Below are 12,313 nucleotides of genomic sequence, written 5' to 3'. Positions count from 1 at the left end.
TGTCGGGCAGCTTGAGACGCGATCCTCAGGCAACTGAAAGGGACCGCCATGCGCGCGATCGGGCGATCACGCAGGAGACTGCTTCAGGCGGCGGCAGCTGCGACTGCGACGACGCTGCTGCTCACCACGTGGGCGGCGACGTCGTCGGCTGCGACCACAACGGGCGGGGGCGTCGCGACAACTGCCTCCGCGGCGGACTTCACCGGCTCCGACCGGAAGCCCGGCCGACCCGGGGCGGACGAGCCGGCGTCGGCCCCGCTCCTGACGCCTGGCGACGGCGACTACCTGGAGGGCACCGTCACCGTCGCGGCCACGCCGACCGCACCCGGCGCGAGCGTCACCAGCCTCCGCGTGGACGGGGAGGTCCTCCCCGGCGCCACGGAGACGCTCGGGACCTCCGCGCTCCGGTTCGACGTGGGCAGCAACTCGGCCGACCGGTCGTTCGGCAACTGGTTCGAGATCAACGGCCACCGCATCGACCAGCCCGAGACCTGGGCGAGCGAGCGCGCCACCCTGGAGGTCCCGAACGAGTACCTGACCACGGGCGAGAACGTCGTCGGCATCTTCGCCGGGCCCAAGGAGAACACCTCCTGCGGCACGAACCACGACGACTTCGTCCTCTCGAACGTCACGCTCGAGCTGCTCGGCGAGACCGCCGACGGCGAGGAGAACGAGTACACGTACGACTTCGGGGACGGGAACTGCGGGTCCAACACGTCGAAGCTGCTCGGCGCGGAGCTGAGTTTCTTCGTCCAGGGCGACCCGCAGGCCACCACGAGGCTCACGGCCGAGCTCGACACGACGGCGCTCGGCAACGGCACGCACGAGTTGTCGGCCGGCACGGAGACCGGTGCCGTTACCACGCACACCGTGACGGTCAACAACGCTCCGGCCGGCGCCCCGAGCCTCATGCCGCTGGACGGCACGGTCGCGAACGGGATCCTCCCGGTCGTGGCGGCGGCCCCGGCGGGCGGTGACGGCGGAGTCGTGGACGTGACCGTCGACGGCGAGACGCCGCCCGCGGCAGAGCACCTCGGCGGCACCGCGGCGACGTTCTCGTTCGACGTCGGCGCCAACTCGATCGACGACGCCTTCCACAACTTTCTGCGGGTCAACGGGCACCGCGTCGAGCTGGGCGGCGACTGGGCCGACGAGCGCGTCGACGTCATCCTCCCGGGCAGCATCCTGGTGCCGGGCGAGAACACGGTCGAGATCGTCACCGGCGACTACGGCTCGTCCTGCGGCGTCAACCGCGACGACTTCACCGTCTCCGGCCTCGAGCTCGTGTACGACGGCGAGCCGGTGCCGGGCCGCGACGTCGCCGACCGCTACGCCATGGGCGACGGCTCGTGCGGGTCGAACGACTCGCTGCTGCGGGAGGTCGAGCTCATCTGGACGATCGATGCCCCGGGGGTCTCCCTGGCCGACTCGCTCGGCGCGGGCGACGCGACGCTCGCGTTCGACATCGGCTCGAACTCGATGGAGGCCCGCTACCACTCGTACCTGCTGGTCAATGGCCAACGCGTGGACCTGGACGAACGTGACTACGTGTCCGAGCGGGTCGAGGTCACGGTGCCGAACCAGTGGCTGCTCGCGGGCTGGAACCGCGTCGACGTGATCGCCGGCACGCTGGAGGGCACGTCCTGCGGCGACAACCGCGACGACTACGCCCTGTCCGCCCCGGAGCTGATCCCGGCCGAGGGCACGGCCACGCACGTGAGCATGCGCACGACCCACAACATCGGCGACGGCAGCTGCGGGTCCAGCGTGAACCCCGAGGTCGAGGCCGACTGGAACTTCCACGTCGACGCGCCGGCGCGCGGCCTGCTCGCGCAGGTCCGCACCGCCGAGCTGCCTGACGGCGAGCACACGCTGGCGGCGACGTCGACCACCGGCGAGCTCGCCACCCGCACCGTGACCACCGACAACAGCGGCCCGGCCGTCGCCGCGAGCACCCCCGCCGAGGGCGACCGGATCACCACGAGCGTGCCGCTGTCCGTCGAGCTGAGCGACGACTCGGGCGTCGTCCACGGCCCGCACCTGACGCTCGACGGCGCCGAGATCGCCGTCGGCGACCCGGTCGGGCCGGGGCTCGCCGCGGGCGAGCACACCCTGGAGGTCCGTGCGACGGACGGCCTGGGCAACGAGTCCGTGCGCGAGGTGTCGTTCACCACCGCCGGCGTCCCGGACGTGCCGTCCGCGCTCACGCCGGCCTCCGGGACGCGGGACGTGCGGGCGCCGGTGACATTGTCGGCCACGGTGAACGAGCCCGACGGCGGGGACGTGACCACGGTGTTCACCCAGGCCGAGGCGCTCACCCCGACCCGCGCGTGGCAGGGCGAGTCGGCCGGCGTGCCCACGACCCTGCGGGTGCCGGGCGAGAAGCGGATCAGGGACACCCGCGGGCTCGCGCCGGGCGACGGCCGGGTCGTGCCGTCGCCGTCGGCTGCGGACGTCACCTACCAGCGGTTCGACGTGCGCGTACGCGGCCGGGTCACCGAGCCGGTCCTGCGCTGGGAGGGCACCGCCGATCCGGCACGCCTGGTGACCCTGTACGCGTGGAACGCCGACGAGCGGGCGTGGGAAGCTCTGGCGACCCGGCGCGGCGCCGCCGAGGCGGACACCGCGCTCGAGGCCGCCGTCGGACCCGAGCACATCACCCGCGGCACGGTCCACGCCATGGTCACTGGCACCGACCCGTTCGCCGACGACATCGACCCCGGTGACCCCGACCGGTTCGCCGACCCCGACGACTACGACTTCGCCATGGTGCACTACACGGACACGCAGTACCTCTCCGAGGGCGCTGTCGAGGGCGCCACGGAACGGGAGCGCCGGACCTGGGGCAGCGCCTACACCGGCGTCATGGACTGGGTCGTGGACAACGCCGACGAGCGCAAGATCGCGTACGTCGCGCACACCGGCGACATCGTCGAGAACAACATCCGCACCCTGGCGCCGGGGCTCGAGGAGCAGGTCATCGGGGAGTTCGAGTTCGCGTCCCAGGCGCAGGGCCGCATCGACGCCGCCGGCATCCCGAACGGCGTCGTCGCGGGCAACCACGACAACCAGTCCGGCCAGGACCCGACCCTGTACAACGAGTACTTCGGGCCGGACCGGTACGAGGCGCTGTCGAAGGAGTGGGAGGACGCGACGTACGGCGGCACGATGACGCCCGGCTCGAACGAGAACCACTACGACCTGTTCACGGCCGGTGGGCTCGACTTCGTGGTGGTGGGGCTGAGCTACGGCGTCACGCGGGACGAGGCCGAGTGGGCGGCGTCGGTCTTCCAGCGCTACTCCGACCGCAACGGCATCCTGCTCACGCACGACTACCTCGAGCCGTCCTCCTCGCCGGACGGGCGCGGTGCGAACCTCGGTGGGTCGGACGGGCCGCTGCTGTACGACCTGCTGGTGCGGGACAACGACAACGTGTTCCTCGTGCTTGCCGGGCACCGGCACGGCGTGGGCACGAACGTGCGGCCGCCGGTGGTGGGCGACATCGGGCACGGCGTCGTGGAACTGCTCGCCGACTACCAGTTCTACACGGTACGGGCCGACCGGCTCGGGCTCGACCAGGCGGGCTACGACCCCGCCACGAAGCTGCGGTTCGGGGCGTCGTTCTTCCGGATGCTCCAGTTCGACGTCGCCGCCGGCGAGATGCACGTGGACACCTACTCGCCGCTGCTGGGTGAGTTCGGTGCCACCGAGTACGACGAGGACCGGCGGTTCAACGGCCTCGAGGACAACATGGTGCTGCCCGTCGACCTGACCAGCCGCACCACGAGCTTCGAGACCGAGGCGGTCGTGCTGTACGACCCGGTCGCGGAGATCGGGCGCGACACGGTGGCGGCCGGCGGGACGGCGAGCGTGGAATGGCCCGGCCGCCTGCGGCCCGGCCGCACCTACGCCTGGCTCGTCACGGCTCGCACGGAGGGCGGCGGCCGTGCGACGACGTCCCCGGCGTGGTTCACGACGGCGCGGAAGTGATCCGGCGCATCACCCTGGTGAGTCTGGCGGCGGCGGCTCTGGTCGCCGTCGCCGGGCCTGCCGTCGCGCATGATGCGACGTCGGACGTGTACGCGGAGGTCACCGGCACGACGACGTCGGACATCGACGTGGTCGCCACGCTCGACCTCGAGTACGACCTGCTGATGAAGTCCGCCTGGCTGCGGGCCGACGCCTACGCCGCGGCCGGCCGCGACGCGCAGGTCGCGAAGCTCGCCGAGTACGAGGCCGACGTCGACGCGTACGTCACCGCGCGGTTCGAGGTCGCCTACGACGGCGAGCCGTGCGCGCCGTCGCTGCTCGGTGCGGACGTCGTGGAGCGGAACTCGGTGGCGTACGCAGCGCTCGACTACGCGTACGCGTGCGACGGCGACCCCGGGCAGGCACACCGGGTGACCAGCGCACTCTTCCCGGACGAGGAGTCGTTCGTGCACTCGGCCGAGACCCTCGTGCGCTACGACCTGGACGGAGAGCGGGGCTCGGCCGTGCTCACCGCGTCCTCGCCCACCCTGGCCACGGGCGAGTGGCGGCTCGCGAAGCAGCTCGGGTCATTCTTCCTGCTCGGGGCCGAGCACCTGCTGTTCGGGCCCGACCACGTGCTGTTTCTCCTCGCGCTGCTGATCGGGGCGCGGCGGCTGCGCGACGTCGTGCTGGTGGCGACCGCGTTCACCGTGGCACATTCCGTGACCTTCCTGCTCGCGGCGCTCGGGCTGGTGACCGTGTCGGGCGCGGTCGTGGAGCCGGTGATCGCGGCGTCCATCGCGGTCGTGGCGGGGGCGGACCTCGCCGGGCTGTGGCGCGGCGGGCGCCGAGGGAGTGGGCGGTGGTCGCCGGCCGACGACGACGTGGCGGCCGACGACGACGTGGCGGGCGGCGGCGTCGTGGCGGGCGGCGGCGTGCGGGTGGACCTGCGAGATACCCTGCGCTGGTCGCGGCCCTCGGGGCGGCGGGAGACCTTGTGGGACCGGTGGCGGCTGCCCGTGGTGGTCGCGTTCGGGCTGGTGCACGGCCTCGGGTTCGCCGGGGCGCTCGGGATCGACGCGGCCTGGTCGTGGGATCTGCTGTGGTCGCTGCTCGTGTTCAACATCGGGATCGAGGCGGTGCAGCTCGGGATCGTCGCAGTGGCGTTCCCGCTGCTGGTGGTGCTGCGGTCGCGGGCGCCGCGCGCGGCGCGGTGGCTGCTCATGGCAGGTTCGGTGGCGATCGGCCTGGTCGCCCTCTGGTGGATGGTCGAGCGGCTGATCCCGGCGGGCTGAGGAGAGCTCCCGGCGGCCGGGGACCGCGGCGGGCACGTACGATTCTCCGGTGAGTCAGCGCCAGTCCGTCCCCGACCCGTCCCGGTTCCGCACGTCCCCCGTGAGCTTCGCGTCGCGGTCCGGGCGGTTGACGACGGGACAGCAGCGGGCCTGGGACACCCGGCGGGACGTCTACCTGGTGGACGCGCCCCGCCACCACGGGCGGATGTCGGTGGACCCGGCATGGCGGTTCGACGCGGCCGCCGTGTACGGCCGGACGGCGCCGCTGGTGCTGGAGATCGGTTCGGGCCAGGGCGACGCGATCGTCACGGCGGCCGCCGCCGACCCGGGACGCGACTACCTGGCCGTCGAGGTGTACCGGCCCGGCGTCGCGCAGGTGATGGTGCGCGCCGACCGGGCGGCGCAGGAGCGTGGCGCGGGAACCCGTGAGGCCGACTCCGATGGCGTGGCCGGGGGCGACGGGGCTGGCGACGGCCCTGGTCTGCCGAACCTCCGCGTCATGCAGGTCAACGCTGCCGAGCTGCTGGACACGGCGATCCCCGCCGGATCGCTCGACGAGGTGTGGACCTTCTTCCCCGATCCGTGGCACAAGTCGCGGCACCGCAAGCGGCGGCTGGTCGCCCCCGCGTTCGCGGAGAAGGTGACGAGGGCCTTGCGTCCCGGCGGTCTCTGGCGGCTCGCGACCGACTGGGCGGAGTACGCCGAGCAGATGCTGGACGTCCTGGAGGCAGCCCCCGGGCTCCGCAATGCCCACGGACCCCGCGCCACCGCCCCACGGTTCGAGGGCCGTGTCGTCACGGGCTTCGAACGCAAGGCCCACAGGGCGGGCCGAGACATCACGGACCTGACCTACCTCCGCGACTGACGGGCCGCCGGGCGAGCCTGGTTCAGGCCGTCTTCGACCCCACCTCGGCGAGGCGGCGCTCGCGGGCTCTGAGCGCGCCCGTCGTCATGCCGTAGATCGCGACGGCGCCGAGCACCTGGACGAGTACGTCGTCGAACGACAGGTTGCGGCCCCGTCCCAGCACCCCTTGCAGGATCTCGTCGGTACCCGCCACGACCGCCGCCGCGACGACGACCCGCCAGCCGGACGACAGCGCCGTCCAGCGCAGCGGGGCGACGGCGGCGAAGGGTGCGAGCAGCAGGAAGTTGCCGGCGACGACGGCGACCTGCGGCGGCACCTGCGTGAGGCCGTACTCCGGGATCCAGCGGGTGAACCAGTACTCGAACGTCGCCGCGAGCTCCGTGAACGGGATGGGGTTGGGGGTCAGGGTTCCGGGACTCGCGTGGATGCCGAGGGTGACCCAGACGTAGACGGCCGCGTGGAGCGCCAGGACGACGTCGAGGATCCAGCCCGCCTCGGCGGCGCGGTCGGCGTCGGAGCGGATGCTCGCGTGATGCACGACGGCGATCGCGGCTGCCACGAGGCTGATCGCGATCGCGATCGGGGCGAGGTCCAGTCCGCCGAGGACTCCGGGCATGGCTACTCCTGATCGTTCGGTGCCGGGCAAGGCAGACCAAACCTACTGGCTGCGGCGGAGGTTCCGGCGAGATTCGGCCGGATTCGGACGGCCACGGACAGGAACGGTCACGGTTCCAGGCGGATCACCACGGACTTCGACGCCGGGGTGTTGCTGCCCTCCGCCGTGTGGTCCAGGGGGACCAGCACGTTCGTCTCGGGGTAGTAGGCGGCGGCGCAGCCCTTCGCCGTGGGGAACGCGACGACCCGGAATCCCGGCGCCCTACGTTCCTGAGGCGCGGCCGTTCCATGAGTTTCGGCCGTCGTACCGGCATCGCCTGTTCCGCCGGTTCCGGCTGTTCCGCCGTTCCCGCTGGACCCGCCGTTCCCGGCTGCCCCGGCGTGCCACTCCGACACGAGGTCGACCGTCTGGCCGTCCGTGACGCCGAGCTCCGCCAGGTCGTGCGGGTTCACGAACACGACGCGGCGCCCGCCCGTCACACCGCGATACCGGTCGTCCTGGCCGTAGACGGTGGTGTTGAACTGGTCGTGGCTGCGGACGGTCTGCAGCAGGAGCCGCCCTTCGGGCACCCGCACGACATCGAGCGGGTTGACGGTGAAGCGTGCCCTGCCGGTCGCCGTCGGGAACCTCCGCGCGTCGCGCGGCGGATGCGGCAGCACGAACCCGCCGGGCTCGGCCACCCGCCGTTCGAAGTCCTCGAAGCCCGGCACGACGCGTGAGATGGATTCCCGGATCCGCGAGTAGTCGTCCCCGAACTCCGCCCAGGGTGCCGGGTCGTCGTCGCCGAGCACGCGGCGGGCCAGGTCGGCGACGATCGCCGGTTCGCTCCGCAGCAGGTCCGACGCCGGCCGGAGCGTCCCGCGCGAGGAGTGCACCACGCTCATGGAGTCCTCGACGGTGACGAAGCGCGGCGCGGTGGCGCGGGCGGCGCGCCCGCGGCCGCCGTCGTCCCGTTCGGTCCTGCCGAGGCAGGGAAGGATCAGCGAGCGGCGGCCGGGGACGACGTGCGAGCGGTTGAGCTTCGTGGAGACGTGCACCGTGAGCGGGACGGTGGCCAGCGCCGCCTCGGTGACGTCGGTGTCCGGTGTGGCGGCCGCGAAGTTCCCGCCCATGGTCAGGAAGACGTCGATGCGGCCGTCCCGCATCGCGCGAATGGTGTCGACGGTGTCGTGGCCGGGATCGCGCGGCGGTTCGAAGCCGAACTCGGCGCCGAGCGCGTCGAGGAAGGTCGCCGGCGGGCGCTCCCAGATGCCCATCGTGCGGTCGCCCTGCACGTTGCTGTGCCCGCGCACCGGACAGGCACCCGCTCCCGGCCGCCCGATGTTGCCACGCAGCAGGAGGAAGTTGACCACCTCGCGGATGGTCGCGACGGCGTGCCTGTGCTGGGTCAGGCCCATCGCCCAGCAGACGACGACGTTCCGCGCGCCGACGACGTCGTCCGCGAACGCCTCGATCTCGGAGCGGTCGAGGCCGGTGGCGTCGTGCACGTCGGTCCAGGACAGGGCGCGCCAGGCCGCGGCCGCCTGCTCGAAGCCGTCGGTGTGCGCGGCGATGAAGTCGTGGTCGAGGACCGGCGGCCGGCCGCGGTCGCGAGCGGCGTCGTCCCGTTCGAGGAGCAGGCGGTTCACCGCCTGGAACAGCGCCAGGTCGCCGGCGAGGCGGACCTGGAGGAACCGGTCGGCGAGCCGGGTGCCGCGGCCGACGATGCCGCGGGCGCGCTGCGGGTTGCGGAAGGTCCGCAGCCCGGCCTCGGGCAGCGGGTTGATCGCGACGATCCGCGCGCCCCGGTCCTTCGCCGCCTCCAGGGCGGTCAGCATGCGCGGATGGTTCGTCCCGGGGTTCTGCCCGACGACGACGACCAGGTCGGCGTGGTCCGTGATGTCCGCCAGGGACACGCTGCCCTTGCCGACGCCGATCGTCTCCGTCAGCGCCGTCCCGGACGACTCGTGGCACATGTTGGAGCAGTCCGGCAGGTTGTTGGTGCCGAGCTTGCGGGCCAGGAGCTGGTAGAGGAACGCCGCCTCGTTGCTGGTGCGGCCCGAGGTGTAGAACGCGGCGCGGTCCGGGGTGCCGGCCGCGCGCACGTCCCGGAGTGCACCGGCGACCAGGTCCAGGGCGTCGTCCCAGCTCACGGGACGGTAGTGGTCGGCGTCCGCGTCGCGGAGCAGCGGCTCGGTGAGGCGGCCCGACCGGCCGAGCCGGTGGTCGCTCCAGGTGCGCAGCTCGGAGAGGGGATGGGCGGCGAAGAACGCGGCGTCCGCTCGCTTGCGGGTGGCCTCCTCGGCGACGGCCTTGGCGCCGTTCTCGCAGAACTCGGCCGGATGCGGTCTGTCGGGCTCGGGCCACGCGCAACCGGGACAGTCGAAGCCTCCGTGCTGGTTGACCAGGCGTAGCGCCTTCAGGCCGCGCCCGAGCCCGGGCTCCTCGACGACGTCGGCCATCGCGTGCACGACGCCGGCCACGCCGGCCGCCTCACGCTTCGGCGGCCGGACGTCCAGCGGCGGCTCGGGGCCTGCGGTGCGGGCGTCGTCACTCACACGAGCGACTCTACGCCGCGCGACCAGGGCCCCGGCCGCCCACGTGCCACGACCGCACCGGGGGACACTGGGGGCATGGGAGCGAGCAGCGAGCGGCGGAGGGTCGTGCGGGTGGGTCCCGGGAGCGGGTCCGCCGGGTCGGCGCGGACGGCACGGCCCGACACCCTCGCGGTCGAGGAGCCGCTGATGGTGCGACTGGTGCGTGGTGGCGGTCCGGTGCGGTCGCCGTCGTTGGCGGGGCCCGGGAGCGAGCCGCTCACGCTCACGATGCGTACGCCCGGGAACGACTTCGACCTGGTCGCGGGGTGGCTCGTCGGGGAGGGGGCCGTGGGGTCGGCGTCGGACGTCGTCGGCATGAAGGCATGCCGCGACGAGGACAACACGATCGACGTCGCGCTCGCGCCCGGTGTCGTGCCACCGCGGCCACGAGCGCAGCTGACCACGAGCGCGTGCGGGGTGTGCGGGTCGGACACGATCGTCGGGGTGTCGGGCGCGCTGCGCTGGCCGGTGGCGGGTGACCCGGTCAGGGTCGGCGCGGACGTCGTCACCGGCCTGCCCGGACGGCTGCGCGAACGGCAGCGGACGTTCGAACGGACGGGCGGGCTGCACGCGGCCGGCCTGTTCACGGCCGACGGCGAGCCGCTCTACGTCCGCGAGGACGTCGGGCGCCACAACGCCGTGGACAAGGTCGTCGGCGCCGCCCTGCGGGACGGCCGGCTGCCCGCTGCCGGGACGGTGCTCCAGGTCAGCGGGCGGGCGTCGTTCGAACTGGTGCAGAAGGCCGCACGGGCGGGGATCCCGGTCCTGTCGGCGATCTCGGCGCCGTCGACCCTGGCCGTCGACCTGGCCGAGAGCTGCGGCCTGACCCTGCTCGGCTTCGTGCGCGGCGGGTCGATGAACGTCTACGCCCGGGCGGACCGTGTGCGGTGAGTCTCCCTCCGGGTATCCCGCCTGCGGTCCTCGCCGAGCGCGGTGTCACCGCCGAGCCCGCGCTCATGCGATCGGGCCCTGATACCTCATCCAGTAGTCGATCGCCTCGGGCCGGGGACGGGCCGTCATTCCGCTGGGGACGCCGATCTCCATCACCTGCTCCGGGGAGTCCGCGAACGTGGACCAACGGGGCAGGCCCGCCCCGTTGGGGTCGCCGGTCCGGACGAAGTTCAGCCAGTAGCCGCTGAGCTGATCGCGTAGCAGGTAGTCGGCCGGGCCGTAGTCGGCGGCGCCGTCCGCGCCGAGGTTGTCGAAGGCGTACATGACCTCCGCGCCGTGGTACGCCCCGTACTCCCGCAGGCTTTCGTCCGGCGGGGTGTGCGTGAAGAAGTACAGGTAGGCGGGCGCCTGGCCGCCGTCGGTCTGCAGCCGCGCCCAGCGGTACATCGCACGAGTGAAGACGCGGTCGGTCTGGGCCTGCAGCATCGAGTCGAGCACCTGCTCGGCGGTCTCGCCGGGGTACAGGTCCAGGAACGCTTCCGCCTCCTCGCCGTGGTCCTCCTGCACGGTCGCGCGGTACTCCTGGGGGGACACCGGCTCCGGGGGAAAAGCCCGGATCAGGGAGTCCTCGTCCGCGTTGCTGCCGACCATCGTCGCAACGTCGAGCTGGTCACCCGAGGCGTAGATCTTCGCCGGGCTGCGGTCCAGAACGTGCCCGTCGACGGAGGGCCGCCAATGCGGGCCGACGGCCGCGGCGGCCTCGGCGATCCGTTCGGCCGGCAGTTCGCGCAACTGGGCCACCGTCTCGACCCCGAGCTCCTGGGCCAGTCGAACGCCCGCGTTCTCCGCGACCGTACGCGAGTCGCCCTGGTCGCCGTCCTCGGTGTTCCCCTCGGTGCCCATGCAGGCGCCGCTGCCGGCGATGATGCCGTCGAACAACCCTTCGGCCAGGGGCGTGGCCCCCAGGATGCACACGCTCTCGCCGCCTGCGGACTCACCGGCGATCGTCACCCGGTCGGGGTCACCACCGAAGGCAGCGATGTTCTGCTGCACCCACTCCAGGGCGGCGATCTGGTCCAGGATCCCGTAGTTCCCCGACGCGCCGTAGGACGACTCGGTGGCCAGGTCCGGGTGGGAGAGGAACCCCATGACGCCCAGACGGTAGTTGATCGTGATCACGATCACCTCACCGGTGGAGGCCAGCGCCTCGCCGTCGTACAGGGGCAGGGCACCCGATCCGGTGGCGAAGCCACCACCCGGGACATAGACGAGCACGGGCAGTTGCGCGGACGCGGGCTTCGCGGCACGCCAGATGTTGAGGTAGAGGCTGTCCTCGCTGACCGGGTAGGGGTTGAGGAACGTGTCCTCCAGGGGGATGTCGAGGGTCCGGGACAGCGCCCTGGTGGCGAAGGTCGTGGTGGCCTGCACCGGCGCCGCCGAGAACCGGTCGGCGACAAGCACCTCGGACCGCGGCGCCGGGGGTCGCGGCGCCTGCCACCGCAGGTCGCCGACCGGAGGCTCGGCATACGGCACGCCCGCGAAGATCTCGACCGTGCCTGCGTCGTTGCGCACGCCGGTCACCGGGCCCTGCGCGGTCTCGACCGGCTGCGTCGCCTCTCGCTGCGCACCTCCGGCCACCCGCAGCTGTGGCCCCGGATGGGCGAGCACCACCGTTGCCGCCACGACCGCGCCCGCCACCAGCCACGCCCCCACACGAAGCGCGACACCGCGCCGCAACCACCACGACGACATCAGCACCACGACGACCAGGAGCACCGCGACCAGCCCCCAGCCCCACCACGGCGTCTCGTTCAACCACCCGAGCACCAGCACGAGCGCCACCAGCACGACAAGCGGCACCCAGAACCAGACCGAGCACCGCCAAGGACCGGACCAGGGCGCGCGAGGGGACACCTGCTCAGCCGTTTCCACAATGCTGCCTTTCTTCCTTCTTTCTCCATCGCCCCCGCTCGCCGTGGCGCGCGCATGGGCCGGAGCGTGGCCTGCCTCGGTCGGGCCGCGCCGCCCAGGTCGCCGGCATTGTTCGGGTCGGTCCCTGCGACTGCATGGTGCGATCCAGGAGTCTGCCGTCGGTATGTGG

At 72.8% G+C, this 12,313-nt stretch carries 7 protein-coding genes; 4 read left to right on the top strand and 3 right to left on the bottom strand.

The features are described 5' to 3' along the window. Window positions 1–48: 48 nt before the first annotated feature. From J0911_RS02250 to trmB, 3 genes are read left to right on the top strand one after another with little or no spacing between them, the layout of a single operon-like run. A complete protein-coding gene (locus tag J0911_RS02250) occupies window positions 49–3,990 on the top strand; it encodes a metallophosphoesterase family protein (protein WP_207273771.1) in 3,942 nt (1,313 codons plus the stop codon). Continuing rightward, window positions 3,966–5,264 carry a HupE/UreJ family protein gene (locus J0911_RS20110; protein ID WP_307864871.1) on the top strand — a complete coding sequence of 433 codons (1,299 nt, stop codon included), beginning with the start codon at window positions 3,966–3,968 and terminating at the stop codon, window positions 5,262–5,264. The genes J0911_RS02250 and J0911_RS20110 overlap by 25 nt, the downstream gene beginning before the upstream one ends. A 49-nt stretch (window positions 5,265–5,313) precedes the next feature. Next, on the top strand, window positions 5,314–6,129 hold the full coding sequence (gene trmB / locus J0911_RS02240; RefSeq protein WP_207273770.1) for a tRNA (guanine(46)-N(7))-methyltransferase TrmB: 816 nt from the start codon (window positions 5,314–5,316) through the stop codon (window positions 6,127–6,129). Window positions 6,130–6,151: 22 nt separating this feature from the next. On the opposite strand, the gene J0911_RS02235 is transcribed toward trmB, so the two are convergent. Together J0911_RS02235 and J0911_RS02230 are read right to left on the bottom strand one after the other, a co-directional pair. Further along, a complete protein-coding gene (locus J0911_RS02235) occupies window positions 6,152–6,745 on the bottom strand; it encodes a VanZ family protein (protein ID WP_207273769.1) in 594 nt (197 codons plus the stop codon). Between the two features lie 107 nt (window positions 6,746–6,852). Beyond that, window positions 6,853–9,282 (bottom strand): FdhF/YdeP family oxidoreductase, encoded by a 2,430-nt coding sequence (locus J0911_RS02230; RefSeq protein ID WP_307864870.1) that lies wholly within the window; start codon window positions 9,280–9,282, stop codon window positions 6,853–6,855. Window positions 9,283–9,357: 75 nt separating this feature from the next. Between J0911_RS02230 and fdhD the strand changes: the two genes are divergently transcribed. Further along, a complete protein-coding gene (fdhD, locus tag J0911_RS02225) occupies window positions 9,358–10,212 on the top strand; it encodes a formate dehydrogenase accessory sulfurtransferase FdhD (protein ID WP_207273975.1) in 855 nt (284 codons plus the stop codon). A gap of 63 nt (window positions 10,213–10,275) precedes the next feature. On the opposite strand, the gene J0911_RS02220 is transcribed toward fdhD, so the two are convergent. After that, window positions 10,276–12,072 (bottom strand): carboxylesterase/lipase family protein, encoded by a 1,797-nt coding sequence (locus J0911_RS02220; RefSeq protein ID WP_307864869.1) that lies wholly within the window; start codon window positions 12,070–12,072, stop codon window positions 10,276–10,278. Window positions 12,073–12,313: the final 241 nt, after the last annotated feature.

The sequence above is a fragment of the Myceligenerans salitolerans genome (assembly GCF_017349295.1).
Classification (GTDB): domain Bacteria; phylum Actinomycetota; class Actinomycetes; order Actinomycetales; family Cellulomonadaceae; genus Myceligenerans; species Myceligenerans salitolerans.
This window is presented reverse-complemented; position numbering and strand designations above follow the sequence as displayed.